The organism is Veillonella faecalis, from assembly GCF_024677885.1.
Lineage (GTDB): Bacteria > Bacillota > Negativicutes > Veillonellales > Veillonellaceae > Veillonella > Veillonella nakazawae.
In genome coordinates this window covers 630,840-655,915 of sequence record NZ_JALBWL010000001.1, presented here as the reverse complement: position 1 = coordinate 655,915, position 25,076 = coordinate 630,840, and the positions used below count along the sequence as shown (strand labels likewise).

Here is a 25,076-nt window from a genome sequence, read left to right as displayed (position 1 = left end):
ATTTCACATTTTTATGTGTCCTATAAATGGACAAATGTAAAATACTTTAATCTGCTACATTGATGTAGTAAAGAAATTTGTTTATAATAGATGTATTATAGTCATTGCAGATAGGAAGGAAATCCCCATGAACTTAAAAAAAGGTATTGCCCTAGCGCTCACGGCGGCAGCATTGATGGCATTTACAGGCTGTGGCCCCAATGGAACAACATCTAATGGTGAATACAAGGTTGGTGTAGTACAACTGGTAGAACATCCTGCACTTGATGCTGCAAATAAAGGTTTTGTTGATGCTCTAAAAGAGAAAGGCTTAGCTGATAAAATCACTTTTGACCAACAAAATGCACAAGCTGATCAATCTAATTTGAATAGCATTGCACAGCGCTTTGTATCTGATCGTAAAAACTTAATTTTAGCCATTGCTACACCGGCAGCTCAATCTATGGCGAATGCAACTCATGATATTCCAATCTTGGGTACTGCTATTACTGATTACGAAGCAGCAAAACTTGTTAAATCTAATGAAAAACCAGGTGGTAATGTATCTGGTACATCTGATATGAACCCAGTAGAACAACAAGTTGATTTAATTTTACAAGTATTGCCGAACGCAAAAACTATCGGTACTATTTATAGTTCTAGTGAAGTAAATTCTCAAATTCAAGTTGAAAAAATGAAAGCTTATGCAGCTACAAAAGGTGTTAAGGTTGAAGAGGTTACCGTTTCTAACGTAAACGATATTCAACAAGCAGCACAAAATCTTGTTTCTCAACATGTAGATGCAATTTATGTGCCAACAGATAATGTAGTAGCTTCTGCGATGAGCAATCTTGTAGCGATTACCGACCCAGCAAAAATTCCTGTATTTGGCGGCGAAGATAACCACGTAAAAGGTGGTGCTGTAATGTCCTTGTCCGTAGATTACTACAAACTTGGATACCAAACAGGTTTAATGGCAGCTAAAATTTTAACTGGTGAAGCTAAAGTTGAAGATATGCCTATTGAAATGCAAAAAGAATTTAAATTAGTTGTAAGTAAAGATAAATTACAAAAATTGGGCATCACATTACCAGAAGAGTTGATGAACAAAGCAACTATGATTTAATACAGAACTGGTAAGGAGTTACATATGAACTGGAAAAAAGGTATTGCAGTAGCACTTAGTGCTATCTCTATTATGGCTATGGTAGCTGGTTGCGGTTCCAACACAGCAACTAATGATCAAAAGAAAATCGGCGTTATTCAATTGGTAGAACATCCATCTCTTGATGCCGCGAATAAAGGCTTTGTTGATGGCCTTGCATCTAAAGGTTATAAAGATGGGGAAAACATCAAATTAGACCAACAAAATGCTCAAGCTGACCAATCTAATTTAAATAGTATTGCTCAACGTTTTGTATCTGATAAAAAGGATTTAGTATTAGCCATTGCAACGCCAGCTGCACAAACTATGGCAAACGCATCTCATGATATTCCTATCATGGGTACTGCTATTACAGATTACGTTACAGCAAAACTTGTTCAATCTAACGAACATCCAGGTGGTAATGTTTCTGGGACATCTGATATGACACCTGTAGAAAAAGAGGTTGATCTTATTATTGCGTTAGTACCAAATGTAAAACGTATTGGTGCTATTTACACATCTTCTGAAATCAATTCCCAACTTCAAGTTGAAAAAATGAAAGCCTATGCAGCTACTAAAGGTATCACTGTTGTAGAAGCAACTGTATCTAACGTAAATGATATCCAACAAGCGGCTACAAATCTTGTGAACCAAGATGTACAAGCTATTTATACACCAACTGATAATGTATTAGCATCTGCTATGGCTAACTTAGCTCAAATTACTGATGCTGCTAAAATTCCAGTATTTGCTGCCGATGAAGGTATGACAATGACTGGTGGTGTGGCAACATATTCTGTTGACTACTATAAATTAGGTTATCAAACTGGTTTAATGGCGGCAAAAGTGCTTTCTGGTGAAGCTAAAATCTCTGATTTAGCTATTGAAACACAAAAAGATATTAAGTTAACTGTGAATGAAGAACGTGCTAAAAAATTAGGTATTACAATTCCTGAAGCACTTCGTAAAGATATGAAATAATAGAGGAGATTTTGATGTTAGATTTAGTGGTAGGCACCATAACAACTGGCCTTTTATGGTCTTTGTTAGCGGTTGGTGTTTTCATCACCTTCCGTGTATTAGATGTGGCTGACTTAACTGTAGAAGGTACGTTTCCAATGGGGGCAGCCATTTCTGCAATTTTAATTACAAGTGGTATGAACCCAATCCTATCTATCTTGATTGCCGGCATTGGCGGTATGGCCGCAGGTGCTGTAACAGGTTGGATTCATACAAAATTGAAGATACCTGCATTGCTAGCTGGTATCTTAACAATGATTGCTTTATACTCCATTAATCTTCATATTATGGGTAAAGCTAATGTATCCTTGCTTCGTATGGATACAATTTATACAATCATCGGTAGTGTACTTCACACAGCAAACATGTGGTCTGCAGCTATCGTAGGTATCATCGTAGCTGTTGTAGTTTGCTTATTACTATTCTGGTTCTTCGGTACTGAAATTGGTACAGCATTACGTGCAACAGGTGTTAACCCTCAAATGATTCGTGCTCAAGGTGTAAATACTGACAACATGATCGTTTTAGGTCTTTTGATTTCCAACGGTTTTGTTGGTATGTCTGGTGCATTGATTGGCCAATTCCAAGGCTTTGCCGACGTAGGTATGGGTATTGGTACTATCGTAATCGGTTTGGCTTCCGTAATTATCGGTGAGGTAGTATTTGGTACAAAATCCTTCGTACGTAGCCTTATCGCTGTAGTACTTGGTTCTATCGTATATCGTATCGTTATTGCGGCTGTACTCTATATGGGTATGCCACCAAACGACTTGAAATTATTTACTGCTATTCTTGTTGCCATCGCGCTTTCCTTGCCTACATTGAAAGCAAAATGGTTGGCTCGCTAAGGAGGACACTATGTTAGAAGTAAAAAATATGGTAAAAACCTTCTTTAAGGGCACAATCAATGAAAAAACTGCTCTTCAAGGTATTGATCTTCGTTTAGAAGAAGGCGATTTCTGTACTGTAATCGGTGGTAATGGTGCTGGTAAAAGTACATTGCTAAACTCCATCGCTGGTGTATTCCCGGTAGATGAAGGTTCCATTACAATCAATGATATTGATGTCACAAAAATGCCTGAATACAAACGTGCTAAATACATTGGTCGTGTATTCCAAGATCCTATGGTTGGTACTGCAGGCAATATGCAAATTGAGGAAAACTTGATCCTTGCTATGCGCCGTGGTAAAAACTTAGGCCTTAAATGGGCTTTCAAAGATAGCGAACAAGCTTTCTTCAAAGAACGCCTTGCACTATTAGGTTTAGGCCTTGAAGATCGCTTATCTGCTCGTATGGGCTTATTATCTGGTGGTCAACGCCAATCCATTACATTGTTGATGGCTACTATGCTTCGTCCTGAACTTTTATTACTTGACGAACATACAGCGGCTCTTGACCCTAAGACAGCAGAAAATGTTTTGCAATTGACTGATAAACTAGTTGCTGAACATAACTTAACGACTCTCATGATTACCCATAACATGCGTGATGCATTGCGCTTTGGTAATCGCCTTATCATGATGGATGCTGGCCGCATTATCTATGATGTAAAAGGGGAAGAAAAGAAAAAATTAACAGTTGCCGATTTATTACAAAAATTTGAAGTAGCTGGGGAAAACGCATTGAGCGACCGCATGGTGCTAGGTGCGAAATAATAGAAGAGGGCATAAGCCCTCTTTTATTTATGACATACCTTTACAAGTTAAGGAAGATACTGTATACTAAATAAGGTCGTAAGACATATCGTAAGCGAAGTATTCGAATCTCCAACGGTTACTTAAGCTTATCGGGATTATTTATTTTTTTAGGAGGTAACATTAATGTTAACTACAGAAGCTAAATTAGCAGTAATTAAAGAATACGCTACTCATGAAGGTGACACTGGTTCTCCAGAAGTACAAGTTGCGATTTTAACAAGCCGCATCCAATACTTAACAGATCACTTGAAAGAACACAAAAAAGACCATCATTCCCGTCGTGGTTTGTTGAAATTAGTTGGTCAACGCCGTAACATGCTTGACTACCTTCGTCGTAAAGATATCGAACGTTACCGTTCCCTTATCGAACGTCTTGGTCTTCGTAAATAATAAAATTAGCCGTCCTTTTGGACGGCTTTTTTATTTTATTTCTCTATGTTATAATAACGTTAGGCAAAGGGAAACGAATGCCGATATTCAATTGTGGCAACACAAAAAAAGGACAGAGCGGCAACTCTGTCCTTTTTTATTGTGCTAGTTGCTATAATAATTAGCTTATTTTTTATTGATGATATATAATAAGAAGGTATACATATAAGAAGATTTTTAGGAGGAATAGGAATGGAACAATTCCAAATGGACCTAGCTGGTCGTACGCTTACGATCGAGACTGGGGAACTTGCAAAACAAGCTGGCGGTGCCGTAATGGTTGGTTACGGTGATACTCGTGTACTCGTTACCGCTACAGGTTCTAAAGAGGCGAAGGATATCGACTTCTTCCCACTTACAGTAGACTATGAAGAAAAAATGTACGCTGTTGGTCGTTTACCAGGTGGCTTCATTAAACGTGAAGCACGTCCACCTGAATCTGCGATTTTGAATAGCCGTTTGATTGACCGTCCTATTCGTCCATTATTTGATAAAGGTGTACGTAATGAAGTACACGTAGTAGCAACAGTTATGTCCGTTGATCAAGATTGTGATCCAGCAATCTGTGGTATGATTGGCGCTTCCGCTGCTTTATCTATTTCTGATATTCCTTGGAATGGTCCTATTGCAGGCGTTCGCATGGGTCGTATCAACGGTGAATTTGTTGTAAACCCAACAAAAGAACAATTAGAAGCAACAGATCTTAACATTGTTGTAGCTGGTACAAAAGATGCTATCCTCATGGTTGAAGGTGGTGCTCAAGAGGTTCCAGAAGAAACTATTCTTGAAGTCATCATGGCAGCTCATGAAGAAATCAAAAAAATCGTAGCTTTCCAAGAAGATATGAAAGCAAAAGTGGGCAAGGAAAAACGCGTATTTGAAAGCAAAGACGTACCTTCTGAAATTGCGGATGCAGTTCGTGCCTATGGTCATGATAAACTTGATGCAGCAGTTCGTTGTGCAGATAAACAACAACGTGATGCGCAAGAAAGCGAAGTACGTGCCGATGTATTAGCTCACTTTGAAGAAATCTACCCAGATAACTTGGCGGATGTAAATAAAGCATTTGACGCAATGACAAAAGAAATCGTGCGTCATATGATTACAGTAGAAAAAATCCGTCCAGATGGCCGTAAACTTGATGAAGTTCGTCCAATCTCTTGCCGTACAGGTGTATTACCTCGTACACATGGTTCTGGCTTATTTACTCGTGGTCAAACTCAAGTATTGAACGTTGCTACTGTAGCCCCATTGTCTGAAACTCAAACAATTGATGGCATTGGTTTAGAAACAGAAAAACGTTACATTCACCACTATAATTTCCCATCCTTCTCCGTAGGTGAAACTCGTTCCTCTCGTGGTCCTGGTCGCCGTGAAATTGGTCATGGTGCGTTGGCTGAACGTGCATTGGTACCTGTAATTCCTAGTGAAGAAGAATTCCCATATGCATTGCGCTTAGTATCTGAAGTATTGGAATCCAATGGTTCTAGCTCCATGGCATCTGTATGTGGTTCCACATTATCCTTGATGGATGCTGGTGTACCTATTAAAGCTCCTGTAGCTGGTATCGCTATGGGTCTCGTAACTCAAGGCGAACACTATACAATCTTAACTGATATCCAAGGCATGGAAGATGCTCTTGGCGACATGGACTTTAAAGTGGCTGGTACAGCAAAAGGTGTAACTGCTATTCAAATGGATATCAAGATTTCCGGTTTGTCTCGTGAAATCCTTCATGAAGCATTAGAACAAGCTCATAAAGGCCGTATGCATATCATGGGTATCATGCTTGATACAATTGCTGAACCACGTGAACAAATGTCTCAATACGCTCCACGTATTATTACAATGAAAATTGATCCAGATAAGATTCGTGATGTAATTGGTTCTGGCGGTAAAGTAATTCGTGGTATCATTGACGAAACAGGTGCAAAAATCGACATCGAAGATGATGGCACAGTATTCATCGCTTCTGTAGATCAAGATGGTGCTGCTAAAGCACAACAAATCATTGAAAACCTTACTAAAGAAGTTGAAGTAGGTGAAGTATACCTTGGTAAAGTAACTCGTTTGATGGCATTCGGTGCTTTTGTAGAAGTATTACCAGGTAAAGAAGGTCTTGTACACATTTCCAAACTTGCGAAAGAACGCGTTGAAAATGTAGAAGACGTAGTAAATGTAGGCGATGAGATTATGGTAAAAGTTATCGAAATCGATAAACAAGGCCGTATCAACTTGTCCCGTAAAGATTGTTTAAAATAAGAGGTGTTACATGGATATTCGTGGCTTTGAAGTAGTTTCTGCTTTTGAAGAACAAGATATCAATTTACCGACACGTAAAACAACAGAAAGCGCAGGCTATGATATTGAATGCGCTGAAGCTGTTACTTTAGAACCAGGTCAAGTAGTATTAGTGCCAACAGGTATTAAAGCTTTCATGGCATACGATGAATACCTTGCCATTCACATTCGTTCTAGCATGGCCATTAAACGCCATCTAGCACTTGTAAATAGCACAGGTATTATCGACAGTGATTACTATAATAATGAGGACAATGAAGGTCATATCATGATCGCTTTACTCAATTATGGTAAAGAAATAGTTTCCCTTGAAAAAGGTGAGCGAGTAGCGCAAGGTATTTTCTCTAAATACCTTATCACTAACGATGACGATGCTACAGGCATTCGTACAGGTGGTATTGGTAGCACTGGTGCTATGTAAACAACATACAATTCTAAATAGAATGGTGAAAGCCGCTCAACTGACGTTGGGCGGCTTTTTTATGTGTAAAAATTTTAAGATCATTGCTGATACACACAGATGTGAGTATTATAATTACATCATAAGATGAAAGATATCACCAACATGTAGAACAGAAAGACTTAGATTATAACAGCAATCTTATAATATAATAGCTTGATAGAGATGAGTATAGAATCTAGTATAATTTAATAGTTATAGTTTATAATCGATTCATAAGGTTAGACACTAGCAGCAATCCATCGATTAAATAACCAGAAAAAATGATTTTGGAGACCTTTTGGTCTAGAGTATCGTGTCTAGTTTGACTATTGGAACCTTATTTTTGTGTACATAATTTGTGCTATAATGAAGAGTAGGTTTTATAAGGTAACAATCATTTTATATACGAGGAATCATATATGGCAATTAGCAAAGAGATACAAAAATCTAGCGAAATGAAATTTGATGGTAAACTAATTAAAGTTACTTATGATATAGCTGATGTTAATGGTAATGAAGCGTGGCGAGAGGTAGTTCATCATCCAGGGGCAACTGCGATTGTAGTTGTTACGGAAGATAATAAAATCGTAATGGAGCGCCAATTCCGTTATGCTCTGCAACAGCCTTTGCTTGAAATTCCAGCAGGTAAATTGGATCCTAATGAAGAGCCTCTAACTTGTGCTAAACGTGAGTTAGCAGAGGAGACAGGATATCGTGCTAACGAGTGGATTCCATTAGGTACTATTGCAACAAGTCCTGGTTTCTGTAATGAAGTATTACATTTATATTTAGCAAAAGATCTCACTATGGGTGAAACTAATTGGGATCCTGATGAGTATGTAGAGCTTGAGTATTTTACTTTGCCTGAATTATTAGAGGCAATTAAGGGTGAACAAATTAAGGATAGTAAATCTTTGGCAGCCCTTATGCTTGCAATGCCGTACCTCAAATAGTATTACGTAATAGGGGGATATATGTTTAAACGAATTATCCTATTAGTTATGGACTCTGTTGGTATCGGTCATGCTGCTGATGCTGCAAAATTTGGTGATGAAGGTTCTAATACTTTGGGCCATATTGAATCAACGGCTGGTCAGATTCATTGTCCTAATTTAAAATCTATTGGCTTAGGTCGCATTGCTGATATTTCTGATACAGGTGAAAGCATCAAAGGTGCCTTTGGCCGAATGGCTGAGCTCAGTACTGGTAAAGATACGACTAGTGGTCATTGGGAGATGATGGGGCATCCCGTTACAGTTCCATTTCCAACCTTTTATGAAGGTTTCCCAAAAGAATTGATGGATACTTTCACAAAAGAGACAGGCTATGGTTATCTTGGTAATGAAGTAGCATCTGGTACAGAAATTATTGAGCGACTAGGCGCAGAGCACATCAAAACAGGTAAGCCTATTGTATATACCTCGGCAGATTCTGTATTCCAAATTGCCGCTCATGAAGATGTGATTCCTATCGATGAATTATACCGTATTTGCCAAATTACCCGTGATAAGGTATGCATCGGCGATTACTATGTAGGCCGTATTATTGCACGTCCTTTCTTAGGTGAACTAGGTAGTTTTGTTCGCACCTCTAATCGTCACGATTATAGTCGCATGCCTGAGAAAAAGATGGTACAACAAGAGTTACAAGATGCAGGTGTACCAACCGTAGCCGTTGGGAAAATCGGAGATATTTATGCCCATGTAGGATGGGATGAAAGCTACCCAACAAAGACTAATTCCCATGGCATGAATATGGTTCCATACTTACTTGGCTCCTCTTTTGAGCATGGTCTCATGATGGTTAACCTCGTTGAATTTGATAGTCTTTATGGTCATCGCAGAAATGTAGAAGGCTATAAACGTGCTATTGAAGACTTTGATTACCAACTTGGAGGGTTAATACCAATGCTCAATGATGATGATTTATTACTTATCACTGCGGACCATGGCAATGATCCAACTTGGAAGGGAACCGATCATACTCGTGAATTAGTACCTATTCTTGGTTATAGTCCACGTATTGATGGACCCATAGACCTTGGTGATAGAAAAAGTTTTGCTGATATTGGGGAAACTATATTAGAAAACTTTGGTTTAAAACAATGGGATATTGGAACATCGTTTATGAAGAAACTTAGTAAATAATTTACTAATATATTTTTCGTACTTTTAGGTTCAGAATCTATATTACTACCTATGTACGATACTTATATAATTTCAAAATAACAAAATAATATGCTATATATGAGATACTACCAGTTAAAAATAAATAGTTTTAACTGGTAGTATCTTTAAAATAGACAGTTACATCATAATGAAGGACCAATTTATGTATATCATAAGTTGGTCTTTTTATTTGTACTAACATTTTAATCTATACATACAATCTATATTCAAGTCCATATCTAAATCTATATCAATATTTGTATATATACCTATACCTATATCTATATCTATATCTATATCTATATCTATATCTATATCTATATCTATAGTCTATTTCATGTCTAATATTTAGTACATCAACAGGAGATTTATACATTTATGTGGAAATATATTAGTAAGGAGAGATTATTCACATAAGTATGAGAGGAGGATTTTTTATGTCAGCACAAGTGCAACGTAGTACATTAGACAAGTTATTTAAAATTACTGAACGTGGATCATCTGTATCGAGAGAGTTATTTGCTGGGGCTACTACATTTTTATGTGTATCCTATGTATTGGCCGTTAATCCAGCCATTTTAGGTGCTGCAGGAATGGATGTAGGTGCTGTATTTACGGCAACTGCTGTGAGCGCCATTATCATGACATTATTATTAGCGTTCTATAGTAATATACCTTTTGCCGGTTTATCTGGGATGGGTATTAATGCATTTTTTGCGTACACCATTGTAGTTCAAATGGGGCATAGTTTTGCTTTTGCTTTGACGGCGCAGCTTGTAGCGGGGTTAGTTTTTTTGTTCATTGCAGTAACACCATTAAAAGAATATTTATTTAACGCTATACCGCATACTATTAAACTAGCCGTAACAGCTGGCATTGGTCTATTTATTGCTCTTATCGGCTTAAGTAGTGCAGGCCTAGTAGTCAGTAATCCTGCAACGCTTATCAGCATAGGGGATTTACAATCACCGTCTAGCTTAGTAGCTATTTTAGGAGTGATTTTAATTGCTGTTTTTACAGGTCGAAATGTTAAAGGCGGTATCTTCCTTGCCGTTATTATCGCCGCTATAGTAGGCTTTTTCTGTGGTATCACTAAATTACCAGCTACAGTATTTTCCATGCCACCATCTTTAGCTCCAATTTGGTTCCACTATGATATGAGTGAAATACTATCGGTAGATATGTTATTTGTTATTTTTACATTCTTATTTGTAAATCTATTTAATGTAGTAGGTGTATTGATTGGATTAACAAATCAAGCGGAGGTACCACAAGATCAACAAATGGCTGTTCAAAGTTCTTGTATGAAAGTGGCTGCTATAGGTACGATTGTAGGCAGTGCGGTAGGCACATCTCCACACATTGTGGCCGTAGAGTCTGCAGCAGGCATCGCAGAAGGTGGTCGTACAGGTTTAACGGCCCTAACTATTGCCGGTTTATTTATTGCATCTCTATTCTTGGCACCATTGCTTATGGTCATTCCCGTGGCGGCTACAGCTCCTGTATTGATTGTAGTGGGCTTATTTATGATGTCCTCCGTGAAGGATATTAACTTTGGAGACATTTCGGAAGGACTGCCAGCATTTTTGACAATCATTATGATGCCATTTGCTTACTCTATTGGTATTGGTATTGAATGGGGGCTTGTTAGTTATGTATTAATTAAAGTCCTTATTGGTAAATATCGTGATATTTCTGTTGTTATGTATTTCCTAGCACTTATTTTTATTTTGAAAGAGATCTTTATGTAGGAGGTTCCTTATATGATAACGTTCAATACAAAAGTATCTAGAGAGGCTCAAGGCCTTGAGAAAGCTCCTGTTGTATTAAAAGGGGCCTCTGTTTTAAATGTTTTTACCGAAGAGTGGGATGTGGCTGATATTGCCATTCACGATGATACGATTATCGGTGTAGGTACTTATAGTGGTGAAACTGAATATGACTATAGCGGTAAATATATTGTGCCCGGTTTTATCGACAGTCATCTCCATTTAGAGTCTACTTTGGTGAATCCAAAGGAATTGGTGTTTGAAGCATCTCAAGTTGGAACCTTAGGCTTTGTGGTCGACCCTCATGAAGCAGGCAATGTAGCAGGTATTGCGGGCGTTGAATACATGATTAATGAAACGGCTTCTGCTCAAGGTGATGTATATGTTATGGCTCCATCCTGTGTGCCTGCTGTACCTGGTGAGGACAATGGCGCTATTTTAGATGGTGATATGTTACATAAACTGCAAAGTAATCCTCGCATTTTAGGCTTAGGGGAGGTTATGGACTCTTTTAGTGTTATTGATAGAGATCCATACATGGTAAAAAAATTAGATTACTTTAAAGATATGATTATGGATGGTCATATTATTGGGCTTTCACCAAAGCAATTGGCAAGCTATCGTCTAGCCGGTATTACTACAAACCACGAATGTATTTCCTACGAAGAGGCTAAAGAGCAAGTTAGAAGTGGTATCTATGTATGGATTCGCGAGGGGAGTGCGGCTCATAATTTAGAGGCTATTGTACAAGGTATTGTTCATAACAAAGCTAATACAGAATACTATGGTTTCTGTACAGATGATAAACACATTGAGGATATTCGCTCTGAAGGACATATCAGTTATAATATTCGCAGATCTATTGAACTTGGCTTAGACCCTGTGAAAGCTTATAAGATGGCTTCTACAAATACGGCGCTTTGCTATCATTTGAAAGACTTAGGTGCTATTGCCCCAAGCTATAAGGCAAATCTTGTAGTTCTCGATGATGCTAATAGCGTAGCAATATATGAAGTGTTCTATAAGGGAATACCTATTGAACGTGTTCTTGTTAGGAAAGAGAAAGAAGTTCCTAAGGAATTATTACACACTATTAATATAGGGACTTTCACAAAAGATAAACTGGACATTAATATAGACGGTCCTCAAGCTATTATTAATATTGTACCGGGCCAAATCGTTACACAAAAAACGGTTGAAGACGTTCCTGTAGAAAATGGTCTATTTATACCAAATGCAGAGTATAATAAAATTACTTGTATTGAGCGTTATAAAGCCTCAGGCAGAAATGGTGTAGGTATTCTGAAAGGTTTTAATCTTAAAAACGGTGCCATTGCAACATCCTTTGCACATGATTCCCATAATTTAATCGTTGTAGGCGATAATGATGAAGATATGATGGTAGCCATTGAACGGATTCGTGAAATCGGTGGGGGCTATGTCATTACAAGTGAAGGTAAAGTAGTAGAAGAATTAGCCCTTGAAGTAATGGGGTTAATTACAAATCGACCACATGAGGAAGTAGATGCTAAAGTAGCTAAGATGAAAGACATTGCCTACGGCATGGGTGTACCTAAGGGACTAGATCCATTTATCAATCTGAGCTTTCTTGCATTAACAGTAATTCCAGAAATTAGAATTACCACCACTGGTGTAATGGAGTTTTAAGGTTTGTCTTGATAATTAAGAGTTTAAGCATTATAATTACTTAACTAGTGATGCTACATATGATTTAGTAATACTACCAGTTAAAAATAAATATTTTTAACTGGTAGTATCTCAATGAGGCTTTATTATTAAGGAATAAACTATATTTTCCTATAATAAGTTCTTGCGTCACAATATCTTGTATGATATAATCATTCAGGTATAAGAAACGATTTTTAAGGAGGTGACTCAATTGCCAAACATTAAATCCAGTATTAGAAGCGTAAAAACGGATGCTGAACGTCGTGCGAAAAACGCCGCTGTAAAATCTCAAATCCGTACAGCAGCTCGTAAAACCGTTGAAGCTGTTCAAGCAGGCGCAGTAGAAGAAGCAAAACAAGCACTTGTTCATGCTACTAGCGTAATTGATAAAGCAGCCTCCAAAGGTGTACTTCATAAAAACACTGCAGCTCGCAAAAAATCTAATCTTGCAGCTAAAGTAAACGCTTTATAATTTGAGCGTCAACAACCTCTTGTTGCCTAGCGATACGGGGTTGTTTTTTTATATGTACATTTACAAGGGACTCTCCATTGAGAGTCCCTTTTTGCATATATAATAAGTTACCTTATGTTATAATAAAGGATAGAATTAAGCGAGGTGTATTATGAAAAAATTAATGATTATAGATGGCAGTAGTTTGTTATTCCGTGCATTTTTTGCATTACCACCGTTGAAGTCTGCTTTGGGGACTCCAACGAATGCGGTGTATGGTTTCTTAACTATGCTCATCAAACTATACGAAGAAATTAATCCTGATTATATTGCCGTAGCTTTTGATAAAGGTCGTCAGACATTCCGTACTGAAATGTACAGCGAATATAAAGGCAATCGTCCAGATGCACCAGAGGATTTACGCCCTCAATTTAGTCTTATTCAAGATGTATTAAAAGCTTTAGGTGTTTGTGTTATTGAAGAAGAAGGCTTTGAAGGGGACGATATCCTAGGATCTTTAAGTAAGAAATTTGGTACATCAGAGATGGCTGTTCAAATTATTACTGGTGACCGCGATAATCTCCAGCTCGTTACAGAGTATAGTCACGTGTTCTTAACTAAAAAAGGTATTTCTGATATGTTAGAGGTTACTCTTGAAAACATGGAAGAACTCTATGGCTATGGTCCTGATAAGGTTATCGAAATGAAAGCCCTTATGGGTGATTCCTCTGATAATATTCCAGGTGTACCAGGGGTAGGTGAAAAAACGGCCCTTAAATTGATTACAGAATACGGTAATCTTGAGTCCGTATATGACCATATCGAAGATATTTCCGGTAAGAAATTAAAAGAGCGACTTGTCGAAAATAAAGACTTAGCGTTCTTGTCTCGTGAGTTAGCAACTATCAAAACAGATATGGATTTATCCTATAAGGTCGAAGACTTTGTACAGAATTTCCATACCTCTGAGGTACAGCCTTTATTCGAGACCTTGGGATTTACTAAATTAACGCCTCGTATCGTACAAGTAATGGGCGGAGAGGAATCCGATTTTGGTGATCCTGGTTCTTTGTTTGCTCCACAAGAGGAAATTTCTCTACATGATTTAGCAGATGCTAATGCTTTAACCTCTGAGTTCTATACAGATAAAACGGTGGCAGTACATGTTGTGCTAGATGGTAAAACTCCATTTAGAACAGTAACGAATGCGTATTTATCTAATGGTGATACTATTGTAAAAACAGATGATACTAAAGCTGTATTAGCTGTTTTACAAGGTGCAAATGCTATCGTTACTACTCAAACTAAAGAGATTATTGAAGCCTTTGGTGAAGATGCACCAGCTGAGATTTCTTTATTTAACGATGATAAAACCGCTCGTGTTCATGATATGTCTCTTCTTGCGTATTTGTTAGATCCTACGCGTACTAACTATGGGTATCTATATTTAACAGAACGTTTCTCCGTGCCAAGCATTGCTAGTGGTAGTGTAGATGTAGAATGCGTGTCCATGGTGAAAGCTTTACTCGCTATGAACGAAGTAGCTTGTGAATCTGCACGCCGTGAAGAGCTTTGGTCTCTATATGAAACAATTGAGTTGCCATTGATTCATACTTTAGTAGTAATGGAGAAAAATGGTATTTATATTGATACAGAAAAATTAGCTGAAACTACGGCTCGTTTTAAAGAGGAACTAGCGCAAGTACAGCAAGAGATTTACGATATCGCAGGGGAAACTTTCAACATTAACTCGCCTAAACAATTGGGTGTTATATTGTTTGAAAAGATGAACTTGCCAATCATTAAGAAAACTAAGACTGGCTATTCTACAGATGCAGAAGTACTTGATATGCTTCGTCATGAAAGTCCGATTGTAGAGAAAATCTTGGCATACCGTTCTGTAGCTAAGCTAGTATCTACGTATTGTGAAGGATTGGCGGTTCTTATTAATGATAAGACTAAGCGTATTCATACGACCTTTAATCAAATGGTTACGGCTACAGGACGTCTTAGCTCTTCTGACCCTAACTTACAAAATATTCCTGTCCGTACTGAAAAAGGCCGTGAAATTCGTGCCTTATTCTATCCAGGTGCAGGGTACGACACCTTGGTGAGTGCCGATTATTCTCAAATTGAGTTACGTATTTTAGCGCATCTTTCCGGTGATGAAGCGTTAATTAAAGCCTTCGTTGACGGCAAGGATATTCACCGTTTTACTGCGGCGGAGGTACTAGGGAAATCTCAAGAGGACGTTACGAGTGAAGAACGTTCCCATGCGAAGGCGATTAACTTTGGTATCATTTACGGTATTTCTGATTTTGGCTTGTCTCGTGACCTTGGTATTACACGGGGTGAAGCTAAAAACTATATTGATTTATACTTTAGCCGTTATCCAAAGGTTAAAGAGTATATGGATCGCATGGTGCAAGAAGCTCATGAAACTGGTAAGGTTCGCACTATGTTCGGCCGTCAACGTGAATTGCCTGATATTAACAGCCGTAACTTTAACCGTCGCTCCTTTGCAGAACGTACGGCAATGAATACACCAATTCAAGGCACAGCTGCTGATATTATCAAGTTGGCTATGAACCAAGTTGAGAAAAAGCTAGAAGATGGAAACTTTACATCTCGTCTTTTATTACAGGTACATGACGAACTTGTATTAGAAGTGGTGAATTCTGAATTAGAAGCAGTAGAAGAATTATTACGTACTACTATGCAATCCGTTGTGGAGTTACAAGTACCTCTTATTGTAGATGTACATCATGCGGAAAATTGGGCGTTAGTTAAATAATAGTTTCTTAATATTAGTTTATTAAAAATAGAAGGCATATATGTTTAAAATAGGATTAACTGGTGGTATTGCATCGGGCAAGAGTACAGTCCTTACCTATTTTAAGGACAAAGGAATACCTTATATCGATGCAGATATTGTCGCTCGTGAGGTAGTAGAGCCTGGTACTGAAGGTTTAGAAGCAATTGTGGATGCCTTTGGTTCTAATGTATTGCATGATGACGGTACATTAAATCGTGAAGCATTGGGCGCTATTGTCTTTCACAATGAAGAAAAACGACAATTGTTAAATGGATGTCTAAAAACACATATACGCAATCGTATTTTGGAACAAACATCTCAATATGAATCGGTTAATACACCGATTTTAATCTATGATATTCCATTACTCATAGAGGGGGAATGGTATACCATGATGGATGAGGTTTGGCTTGTTTATGTAAACGAGCCTACTCAGATAGATCGCTTAATGAGTCGCAATGGATATACTAGAGAGGATGCTTTGGCTCGCATCAATAGTCAAATGCGACTAGACGATAAACGTTCTTATGCAGATCTAATTATTGATAATAATGGTACGCCTCAGGCTTTGACCGCAAAATTAGATACAATTTGGAGTGAGCGTCTAGAGCCGATTTTACAAAAACCTCAATAATAACAATAGATGTGTCAAAATTTGTATATAAAAAATAGTATTAAATGGTATAATAAGCCCATGAAATTTAGTATTATAGTATCCTAGCATTTGGTTACAGCTAGATTATGGTAAATGTTATAGTAGTTATATGTAGAAAGGGGGATTTATGAAACGTGCAACGGCAACGGCGTTATCGTGCGTCGTACTTGGGTGGTTTTATTTTACTCATTTAGATGATCCTTTAGCGCGTCAAGTGGCGTACCCCTTTAACTATAGAGATGTAGTGATGGCTGCAGCTGAGAAGGAACAGGTTCCACCATCCTTGGTGGCTAGTGTTATCTTAGCTGAAAGCAAATATAAGAATACTGCTGAGTCTGAAACAGGTGCTCTTGGATTGATGCAGCTCATGCCAGATACAGCACGTTGGGTTGCTCAACAAGTTGGTCATGGTAATTATACAGATCGTCAGCTAAAAGAACCTGAAACAAATATCGAGTTAGGAACATGGTATCTAGGCCATTTGTTAAAAGAATTTAATGGCGATGAGGTGCAGGCGTTAGCTGCGTATAATGCGGGACGCGGCCATGTTGAATCCTGGCTTAATGAGAATAAATGGAATGGCATGGTTGATACTATACCATTTCCAGAAACACGTAGCTATGTAAAAGCTGTTTTACAGTATCAACAGAAATATGAGGCATTATATGGAAACGATTATTGAAGCTTGTAAAGCATTAGATTATTCATGGTTGCCTCAGCAGATTGGGGGATTTACCTTAGTAGCATCCAATGAATCTGATTACACTGCGCTACTTGAACGCCTTACAGCAGGTGAAGAGGTATTAAAGGTACCTATTTTCTATTATCAAAATGATCTAGGGTGGCGATGGTCTGCCTTATATGATAAAGAGGTAGAAGACTATACGGTTCATATTGAAATGCCACTCTTTTCCTTTGTGGATATTTCCTTTGTACGGGCTGATTTAGAGTCGTTCTGGAAGGGGTTACAAGATCGATGTGTCAAAGGTTTAACTAATATGTTAATCGAGCCAGCGAATAACTTTACCTTTACGTATCGTCGCCGAGGAATACCTGAATGGGATTTTTCCGAGGTCATGCCTAAAGAATTGGAAGGTTTTATATGTGATGTTGATCCAGCTCACGGAATTCGGATGATTAATGGTTCTTTTATTATCGGTGAATATCGTAAGATGGATGAATGTACTGGATTATTGCTATATTATAACGAATTACGTGATGAGTACTTTGCAGAGCTTCGTTATAAAAACTATCCTGAAATAGACCATCATTTAGATGCTAAAAATTTAGTTGATTTAACCGCTGTTCTTCGTGAGCACCTAGGACCTATATTAAAAGGGTTAAATGAGCGGGTTGACTAATAATTGTAAAGTGTGACTATGCTATTTTTTGAGTTATTTTATATTATATGAAATAATCTAAGTGGGAATGTTTGGTTAAAGCCCATAAGAAAGCGTAGAATTTGTATATACACAGTAAATGTGATATACTATATATGACTTTTATATAAATCTTTTAAAAGAGTGGGCTTATGTCCACTCTTTCATTTATGATTAGCCTAATTTTAAGGTGTTTGTAATCAAGAGATATATACAAGATGTAGTAATGAAGGAGGCGATGGCTATGAAGAGAGAAGCAGTAGAGGAATTTGTATCCTCTGTAGTTGAAGGTATTATAGCCGGCACCGAAATGGAACTAGTCGATGTAGATTACGTTCGTGAACGCGATTGGTATTTACGTGTCTATCTCGACAAGCCAGGTGGTGTAGATTTGGATGACTGTCAGTTGGTTAGCGAAAAACTAAGTGCTGTGCTCGACGAAAAAGATCCAATTACGGAAAACTATTTATTGGAAGTATCTTCTCCAGGCCTAGATCGAGTTCTTAAGAAGGATAAGGATTTGGTTCGCTATAATGGTCGTGATGTTGATATCCAACTATTTAAACCGATTAATGGCAGTAAGCAATTTACTGGTGTATTAGAAGGTTTTACAGACACAACTATCGATTTTACTATCAATGGTGAAAGCATGACATTCGAACGGACTGCCATTGCACAAATTCGATTACATCTTGATTTTTAATATATGGAGGCATACGAGTGAGTCAAGAATTAATTCAAGCGGTAATGGTGCTTACAAAACAAAAAGGTTTTGCTCCTGAGGTTATTTTTGAATCCTTAGAGGCTGCATTGTTGCAAGCATATCGCAAAGAACCAACATCTAATCCAGATGCGTACGTTGTGATTGACCGTGAAACAGGCGTTTACAAAGTAATGGCTAAAAAACAAGTTGTAGAAACTGTGGAATTGCCAGAAACAGAAATTAGCTTGTTAGAAGCGCGCAAAATTGACAAACGTTTTGAAATTGGCGACGTAGTAGAAGTAGATGTTACTCCAGCTAACTTTGGCCGTAGTGCTGCCCATACTGCAAAACAAATGCTTATTCAACGTTTGAAAGAGGCTGAACGCAGCGTAGTATACGAAGAATACTATAGCCGTGAAGGCGATATTATTACTGGCGTTATTACACGTGTTGAAGGTAAAAATGTATTTATCGATTTAGGTAAAACAGAAGCGATCTTGCCTCCTACTGAGCAAATTGCTACAGAAACATATCGCGAAGGAGATCGTATTAAATGCTATATCGTAGAGGTTAAGAAAACTACGAAAGGGCCTCAAATTATGATTTCCCGCACACATCCTGGTTTATTAAAACGCCTCTTTGAGTTAGAGGTACCAGAAATTTATGAAGGTGTGGTAGAGCTTAAATCCGTAGCTCGTGAGCCAGGTATGCGTTCTAAGATTGCTGTTTATAGCCGCGATGAAAATGTTGACCCAGTAGGTGCTTGTGTAGGTCCTAAAGGTCAACGTGTACAACATATCGTTGATGAGTTACATGATGAAAAGATTGATATCGTTAAATGGGATGAAGATCCAGCAATTTATATCGCAAACTCTTTGAGTCCAGCAAAGGTTGTATCTGTTGATGTAAGTGAAGAAGAAAAATCCTCTTACGTTGTAGTTCCTGATTATCAATTATCCTTAGCGATTGGTAAAGCTGGTCAAAATGCTCGATTAGCAGCCAAATTAACTAACTGGAAAATCGATATTAAGAGTGAAACTCAAGCAGCTGAAGAACCTTTTGCAGGTTTTGGCAATGCTGAGGATGGAGAATAGTCATGAAACCGAAATCCCAACCTATGCGCACCTGTGTAGGATGTGGTGAGCCAAAGGTAAAACGTGAATTGATTCGTGTAGCCTTGAGCCCAGACGGTAATATTAGTATTGATCGCACTGGTAAAGCACCAGGACGTGGAGCCTATCTATGTGAATCCATGTCGTGCTTTGAACAAGCCTATAAGGCAAAACGATTAGAACGGTCATTAAAGCATAGTGTATCGAAAGAGATATACGAAGCGTTACAACGTGATTTACAAGAGCATGAGTAATCACTGATATACATGAATGAAGATAAAATTTTGAATCTCTTAGGTTTAGCACAACGAGCAGGCAAAGTTATTTCTGGTGATTTTATCGTAGAAAAGGCTATAAAGAGAAAGGAACCAAAATTGGTGCTTCTCGCTGGTGACTGTGCAGCCAACAATGAAAAGAAATATACTCAATTAGCAGAAACACATCAGATTCCACTTCATAGTATTGCCAATAAAGAGGTGTTAGGAACAGCTATTGGTAAAGAAGTTAGGGTAGTAGTCGCCGTACTAGATGATGGATTTGCAAAGGCAATAGTAAAAGAGATTGATCGATAATAAGGGGGTATGTAGATGTCCAAAAAGCGCGTCCATGAAATCGCCAAAGAGTTCGGCGTAGAAAGTAAGCAGGTTATTTCTATTTTGCAACAACATAATGTAAATGTTACGAAAGCAGTTAATTCTGTAGATGATTCGGGTTATGAAATTGTAAAAAAACAATTGAGTAAGAAATCTGAAGCACCTAAAGTAGCACAAAAAACAGAACAAAAAGTAGAACAAAAATCTGCTCCAACTGCAGCTCATAAACAAGAAGCTGCGCCACATAAACAACAACATCCAAATCGTTCTAACGAACACAAAAAGGATAATCAAAAACAAGGTGGTCAAAAACAAGACGATCAATCTAAACAAAATGACCATAAAAAGGGCAATGTACGTCATGTACAAATCTCTGAACCTACACGTAAATCCGAAGGTAACCAACAATCTGGTGACCGCGCTAACAACCGCCCTAACAATAATAATCGCAATAATGACAATCGCAATAACAATGGTCGTCCTAATGATGCGCGTAATAATGATAATCGCAATAACGATAATCGAAACAATGATAACCGCAATTCTAATAACAATGATCGTCGTAACAAGAAAAATAAAAAAGGTGGTAATAACCGCCCACAATCCTTGTTATCTACATCTATGCAAAAGAAAAAGAATCGCGTAAAACATCGTAACGAACAATACTTACAACAAAAAGCTGAGGCTGAACGTAAGGCTGAAGCAGCGATTGCTACAGAAATCGAATTGTCTGGTCCTTTAACTGTTAAGGAACTAGCTGAAAAAATGGGCCGTGAAGTATCTGAAATCATCAAAAAGTTGATGCTTTTAGGTGTTATGGCTAGCATTAACCAAGAGGTTGATGTTGATACAGCTACAATCGTAGCTGAAGAATTTGGTGTAACTGTAACTGAAGTAGAACCTGAAGAAGATCCTACTGATATCATTGAAATTGAAGATGCACCAGAAACATTGAAACCTCGTCCACCAGTAGTAACTATCATGGGCCACGTTGACCATGGTAAAACATCCTTGTTGGACGTAATTCGTCAAACTAATGTAACAGCTGGCGAAGCAGGTGGTATCACTCAACATATCGGTGCTTACCAAGTTCGTTATAACGACAATAAAATTACATTCCTTGATACTCCTGGCCATGAAGCGTTTACAGCTATGCGTCTACGCGGTGCTAAATCTACAGATATCGCAGTTCTCGTTGTAGCTGCTGATGATGGCGTAATGCCTCAAACTATTGAAGCCATAAACCATGCTAAATCTGCAGATGTACCAATTATTGTTGCTATCAACAAAATGGATAAACCAGGTGCTAACCCAGACCATGTTAAACAACAATTGTCTGAACATGGCCTTTTACCAGAAGAATGGGGCGGCGATGTAATCATGGTTCCAGTTTCTGCTAAACAAAAACAAGGTATCGACGACTTGCTCGAAAATATCTTGCTCGTAGCAGAAGTTATGGAATTAAAAGCGAACCCTAACCGTAAAGCTTACGGCGTAGTTATCGAGGCTCAACTTGATAAAGGTCGTGGTGCTGTATGTACCGTATTAGTACAAAAAGGTTCCCTTCGTGTAGGTGACACTGTACTTGCTGGTACTGCTTATGGTAAAGTACGTGCCATGACAAATGAACGCGGTGAAAAGGTAAAAGTAGCTCGTCCTTCTATGCCAGTAGAAATATTGGGCTTCTCAGAAGTTCCACAAGCTGGTGAAATCATCAATGGTATGGATGATAACGAAGCACGTGCAATCGCAGAAAAACGTATTGCTAAACAACGCGTTCAAGAATTGCAAGCTACTCACAAAGTTACATTGGATGATATCTTCAATCAAATTCAACAAGGTGAGTTAAAAGATCTTAATATCATCATTAAAGCAGACGTTCAAGGCTCTGTAGAAGCATTACGTCAATCTTTGGAAGGCATTAAAAACCCTGAAGTACGTATCGTTATCGTTCATGCTGCAGTAGGTGCTATTAATGAATCCGATATCATGTTGGCGTCTGCATCTAATGCCATCGTTATGGGCTTCAATGTACGTCCTGATGCTAATGTACGTCGCGCTGCTGAGAATGAAAAAGTTGACCTTCGTACATATCGCGTAATCTACGATGCTATTAATGATGTTGAGTCTGCGATGCGTGGTATGTTGGCGCCTCAATTCAAAGAGGTTGTCGTTGGTCGTGCAGAGGTACGTCAAGTTATTTCTACACCAAAAGCTATCGTTGCCGGTTCTTATGTAACAGAAGGTCGTATTACTAACGATTCTGAAGTACGTTTGATCCGTGATGGTATTGTTGTATTTGAAGGTAAGGTTGACTCTTTACGTCGATTCAAAGACGAAGTAAAAGAAGTTAAAACATCCTTCGAATGTGGTATCTCCTTAGAAGGTTACCGCGACATCAAGGAAGGCGACGTAATTGAAGCGTACTTGATGGAAGAAGTTGCACCTCAAATATAGGAGGTTTATATGAGTGACGTTCGTGTCAGAAAATTACAAGAATTCATCAAACAAGAGGTAAGTCAAATGTTGATGCGTGGATTGAAAGATCCTCGCATCGGCTTTACTACTATTACCGATGTTCATGTAACCGGTGATTTACGAGAGGCTACAATTTACGTTTCCTTGTTTGGTTCCGATAAGGAAAAAGAAGATACTCTTATCGCTTTAAAGCATGCAGCAGGCCATATTCGTACTGAGCTTGGCAAAGTACTTAAGTTGCGCCATATTCCTTCTATCACATTTGATAAGGATACGTCTTTAGACTATAGCATGCATATTGAATCCCTTTTGAATGAAATTAAAAAGGACGAAGAAAAAAATTAACACAAAGGATAGAGAACATGAGTAAGATTACTATTAATCAATTACATGTGGCTCTGTGTGAAGCTAATTCTATTATGCTAACCGTCCATGTTAGACCCGATGGTGATGCTATCGGGTCCATGGTGGCCTTTTACGAAGCCCTTGTAGGGCAAGGTAAAACTGTATATATGGTAGTGGATGATGTAGTTCCTGAAAAGTACTCATTCTTACGATATACGGACCACATCCATGATGTAGCGTATTTTGAAACAAATCCTGTTGATATTGATATGCTAATGGTATTGGATGCTAGCACGTATGAGCGAATTGGCAAAGTAGGTGCACTATGGAGTGCACCTATTTTTAATATAGACCACCATATTTCTAATACGGAGTTTGCGGATCATCTATATTTAAAGCCTAATTTTGCTGCTACTGGTGAAATTATTACCTATTTATGTACAAAATGGAATTGGCCTATCACTGAGTCTATGGGCACTGCATTATATATGGCTATTGCTACAGACTGTGGCTTCTTTAAGTTCAGTAATACCACAGCCAATACTTTAGAAATGGCTGCAAAATGTGTAGCAGCTGGTGCTAGACCTAATGTTATTTCTGAAACGATTGAAGCTGTGTCTGCCAGTCGTCTTGAATTAACAAAACAAGTTATGCAAACTATCGAGTTTTACAAGAATAACACCGTGGCTACAATCGAGTTGAATCGTGAAGCCATGACAATTCTTGGGGATGATACGGATGGTTTTGTAGATATTATTAGAAACGTCGATACTGTTGATATAGCTATTTTATTAAAAGCTGAATCCGATGATAGAACGCGGGTAAGCTTGCGTTCTAAAGGAACTGACGTGAATGCTATAGCTAGCAATTTTGGCGGTGGCGGACATATTCGAGCTTCCGGTTGTACCATTAATTTACCATTACAAGAAGCAAAACAAGCTCTTATTGAGGTGATTAAATAATGGATGGCGTTTTACCATTTTTAAAACCTCCTGGAATAACAAGCCATGATGCTGTTGCCATTTGTCGCCGCATATTAAACGAGAAGCGCATAGGACATAGTGGTACTTTAGATCCTATGGCATATGGTGTATTGCCAGTATTTCTTGGTAAGGCTACGCGACTTATTGAATACACTGATGGTTTTGATAAAACCTATGTGGCAGAATGTAAATTTGGGACTTTTACAGATACTGAAGATAGTTCAGGTCAACCAGTATTGCCTGATAATGACATGGTATTGAGAGATGGCGTTCTATTAAATGAATCATCTCAAAGTTCAGAACTTTCTGATGCTATAGTAAAACCGACTTTTGATGAATTAGTCAATACATTGAATACGTTCTGTGGAGTTCAAAATCAGAGACCATCAAAATATTCCGCTATTAAAGTAAATGGTATTCGTGCTTATGAATATGCCCGTAAAGGTATTCCTGTAGAATTGCCATTACGGAAAATTCATATAAAAAATATTGAGCTTGTAGCGTATGGCTTTCCATATTTTACAGTTCGTGTAACATGCTCTGGAGGCACTTATATTCGTTCATTATTACGTGATATATGTGTTTCATTAGGTATACCAGGAACGATGACATCTTTGGCGCGTACTCAAGTAGGGCCCTTTGATATTGGTTCTGCCAAAATGGCTGAGGAATTGATGATTCATGGTGAAAGCCTATTGTTACCAACGGATACAGCAGTTTCACATCTTTCAAAAGTAACGGTAAATAGTGTACAATTAAAGATGATGGTTCAAGGTAAACAATTATCTATTGATAGTGAATTTTCCTATACCAAACCAGATCATTATTATAGAGCCTATGGTCCTCATGGATTCATTGGTATTATGAAACGAACAAACCACACATTAAAGGTGGAAAAAAATATTTTTATTGAAGGATAA

Annotated in this window: 24 protein-coding genes; all 24 read left to right on the top strand. The window is 38.1% G+C overall.

The window, feature by feature from the left end; translation table 11 throughout:
* The first annotated feature begins 127 nt into the window (after window positions 1-127).
* The 24 genes from MOQ65_RS03095 to MOQ65_RS02980 all read left to right on the top strand — a co-directional run bounded on the left by MOQ65_RS03095 (window position 128) and on the right by MOQ65_RS02980 (window position 25,076).
* Entirely contained in the window at window positions 128-1,105 is a 978-nt protein-coding gene (locus tag MOQ65_RS03095) for an ABC transporter substrate-binding protein (protein ID WP_257846596.1), read from the top strand.
* 24 nt (window positions 1,106-1,129) lie between these two features.
* Complete coding sequence (locus tag MOQ65_RS03090; RefSeq protein ID WP_119206686.1) at window positions 1,130-2,107, top strand: ABC transporter substrate-binding protein; 978 nt, start codon at window positions 1,130-1,132, stop codon at window positions 2,105-2,107.
* A gap of 14 nt (window positions 2,108-2,121) precedes the next feature.
* A complete protein-coding gene (locus tag MOQ65_RS03085) occupies window positions 2,122-2,994 on the top strand; it encodes an ABC transporter permease (protein ID WP_024066234.1) in 873 nt (290 codons plus the stop codon).
* A 10-nt stretch (window positions 2,995-3,004) separates the two neighbouring features.
* On the top strand, window positions 3,005-3,802 hold the full coding sequence (locus MOQ65_RS03080; protein WP_024066235.1) for an ABC transporter ATP-binding protein: 798 nt from the start codon (window positions 3,005-3,007) through the stop codon (window positions 3,800-3,802).
* Between the two features lie 165 nt (window positions 3,803-3,967).
* Complete coding sequence (gene rpsO, locus MOQ65_RS03075) at window positions 3,968-4,234, top strand: 30S ribosomal protein S15 (RefSeq protein ID WP_005386879.1); 267 nt, start codon at window positions 3,968-3,970, stop codon at window positions 4,232-4,234.
* 231 nt (window positions 4,235-4,465) lie between these two features.
* A complete protein-coding gene (locus tag MOQ65_RS03070) occupies window positions 4,466-6,535 on the top strand; it encodes a polyribonucleotide nucleotidyltransferase (protein WP_257846595.1) in 2,070 nt (689 codons plus the stop codon).
* 10 nt (window positions 6,536-6,545) lie between these two features.
* Window positions 6,546-6,995 carry a dUTP diphosphatase gene (gene dut / locus MOQ65_RS03065; RefSeq protein WP_257846594.1) on the top strand — a complete coding sequence of 150 codons (450 nt, stop codon included), beginning with the start codon at window positions 6,546-6,548 and terminating at the stop codon, window positions 6,993-6,995.
* 440 nt (window positions 6,996-7,435) lie between these two features.
* A complete protein-coding gene (locus MOQ65_RS03060; RefSeq protein WP_105085501.1) occupies window positions 7,436-7,969 on the top strand; it encodes an NUDIX hydrolase in 534 nt (177 codons plus the stop codon).
* 21 nt (window positions 7,970-7,990) lie between these two features.
* Window positions 7,991-9,163, top strand: coding sequence for a phosphopentomutase (locus tag MOQ65_RS03055; RefSeq protein WP_257846593.1), 1,173 nt, complete (start codon window positions 7,991-7,993; stop codon window positions 9,161-9,163).
* Between the two features lie 458 nt (window positions 9,164-9,621).
* On the top strand, window positions 9,622-10,935 hold the full coding sequence (locus MOQ65_RS03050) for an NCS2 family permease (RefSeq protein WP_257846592.1): 1,314 nt from the start codon (window positions 9,622-9,624) through the stop codon (window positions 10,933-10,935).
* 12 nt (window positions 10,936-10,947) lie between these two features.
* Window positions 10,948-12,621 (top strand): adenine deaminase, encoded by a 1,674-nt coding sequence (ade, locus tag MOQ65_RS03045; RefSeq protein WP_257846591.1) that lies wholly within the window; start codon window positions 10,948-10,950, stop codon window positions 12,619-12,621.
* Between the two features lie 232 nt (window positions 12,622-12,853).
* On the top strand, window positions 12,854-13,114 hold the full coding sequence (gene rpsT / locus MOQ65_RS03040) for a 30S ribosomal protein S20 (RefSeq protein ID WP_004692998.1): 261 nt from the start codon (window positions 12,854-12,856) through the stop codon (window positions 13,112-13,114).
* 151 nt (window positions 13,115-13,265) lie between these two features.
* Window positions 13,266-15,887 (top strand): DNA polymerase I, encoded by a 2,622-nt coding sequence (polA, locus tag MOQ65_RS03035; protein WP_257846590.1) that lies wholly within the window; start codon window positions 13,266-13,268, stop codon window positions 15,885-15,887.
* Window positions 15,888-15,927: 40 nt separating this feature from the next.
* The gene (gene coaE, locus MOQ65_RS03030) at window positions 15,928-16,542 is read left to right on the top strand and encodes a dephospho-CoA kinase (RefSeq protein WP_257846589.1); all 615 of its coding nucleotides are present in this window, start codon (window positions 15,928-15,930) and stop codon (window positions 16,540-16,542) included.
* A 148-nt stretch (window positions 16,543-16,690) separates the two neighbouring features.
* On the top strand, window positions 16,691-17,245 hold the full coding sequence (locus MOQ65_RS03025) for a lytic transglycosylase domain-containing protein (protein WP_105094289.1): 555 nt from the start codon (window positions 16,691-16,693) through the stop codon (window positions 17,243-17,245).
* Window positions 17,229-17,924, top strand: a complete 696-nt coding sequence (locus MOQ65_RS03020) for a hypothetical protein (protein WP_257846588.1) — start codon at window positions 17,229-17,231, stop codon at window positions 17,922-17,924. The genes MOQ65_RS03025 and MOQ65_RS03020 overlap by 17 nt, the downstream gene beginning before the upstream one ends.
* A gap of 262 nt (window positions 17,925-18,186) precedes the next feature.
* The gene (gene rimP, locus MOQ65_RS03015) at window positions 18,187-18,645 is read left to right on the top strand and encodes a ribosome maturation factor RimP (protein ID WP_257846587.1); all 459 of its coding nucleotides are present in this window, start codon (window positions 18,187-18,189) and stop codon (window positions 18,643-18,645) included.
* Window positions 18,646-18,662: 17 nt separating this feature from the next.
* The gene (gene nusA / locus MOQ65_RS03010) at window positions 18,663-19,739 is read left to right on the top strand and encodes a transcription termination factor NusA (protein WP_105085509.1); all 1,077 of its coding nucleotides are present in this window, start codon (window positions 18,663-18,665) and stop codon (window positions 19,737-19,739) included.
* Window positions 19,740-19,741: 2 nt separating this feature from the next.
* On the top strand, window positions 19,742-20,011 hold the full coding sequence (gene rnpM / locus MOQ65_RS03005; RefSeq protein WP_105085510.1) for an RNase P modulator RnpM: 270 nt from the start codon (window positions 19,742-19,744) through the stop codon (window positions 20,009-20,011).
* A gap of 12 nt (window positions 20,012-20,023) precedes the next feature.
* Window positions 20,024-20,329, top strand: coding sequence for a L7Ae/L30e/S12e/Gadd45 family ribosomal protein (locus MOQ65_RS03000; protein WP_105085511.1), 306 nt, complete (start codon window positions 20,024-20,026; stop codon window positions 20,327-20,329).
* A gap of 15 nt (window positions 20,330-20,344) precedes the next feature.
* The gene (infB, locus tag MOQ65_RS02995) at window positions 20,345-22,807 is read left to right on the top strand and encodes a translation initiation factor IF-2 (protein WP_257846585.1); all 2,463 of its coding nucleotides are present in this window, start codon (window positions 20,345-20,347) and stop codon (window positions 22,805-22,807) included.
* A gap of 9 nt (window positions 22,808-22,816) precedes the next feature.
* Window positions 22,817-23,173: a 30S ribosome-binding factor RbfA gene (rbfA, locus tag MOQ65_RS02990; RefSeq protein ID WP_005386857.1), complete on the top strand. Its 357-nt coding sequence runs from the start codon at window positions 22,817-22,819 to the stop codon at window positions 23,171-23,173.
* A gap of 17 nt (window positions 23,174-23,190) precedes the next feature.
* The gene (locus MOQ65_RS02985) at window positions 23,191-24,135 is read left to right on the top strand and encodes a DHH family phosphoesterase (RefSeq protein ID WP_257846584.1); all 945 of its coding nucleotides are present in this window, start codon (window positions 23,191-23,193) and stop codon (window positions 24,133-24,135) included.
* Entirely contained in the window at window positions 24,135-25,076 is a 942-nt protein-coding gene (locus tag MOQ65_RS02980) for a tRNA pseudouridine synthase B (protein WP_257846583.1), read from the top strand. Before MOQ65_RS02985 ends, MOQ65_RS02980 begins: the two co-directional genes overlap by 1 nt.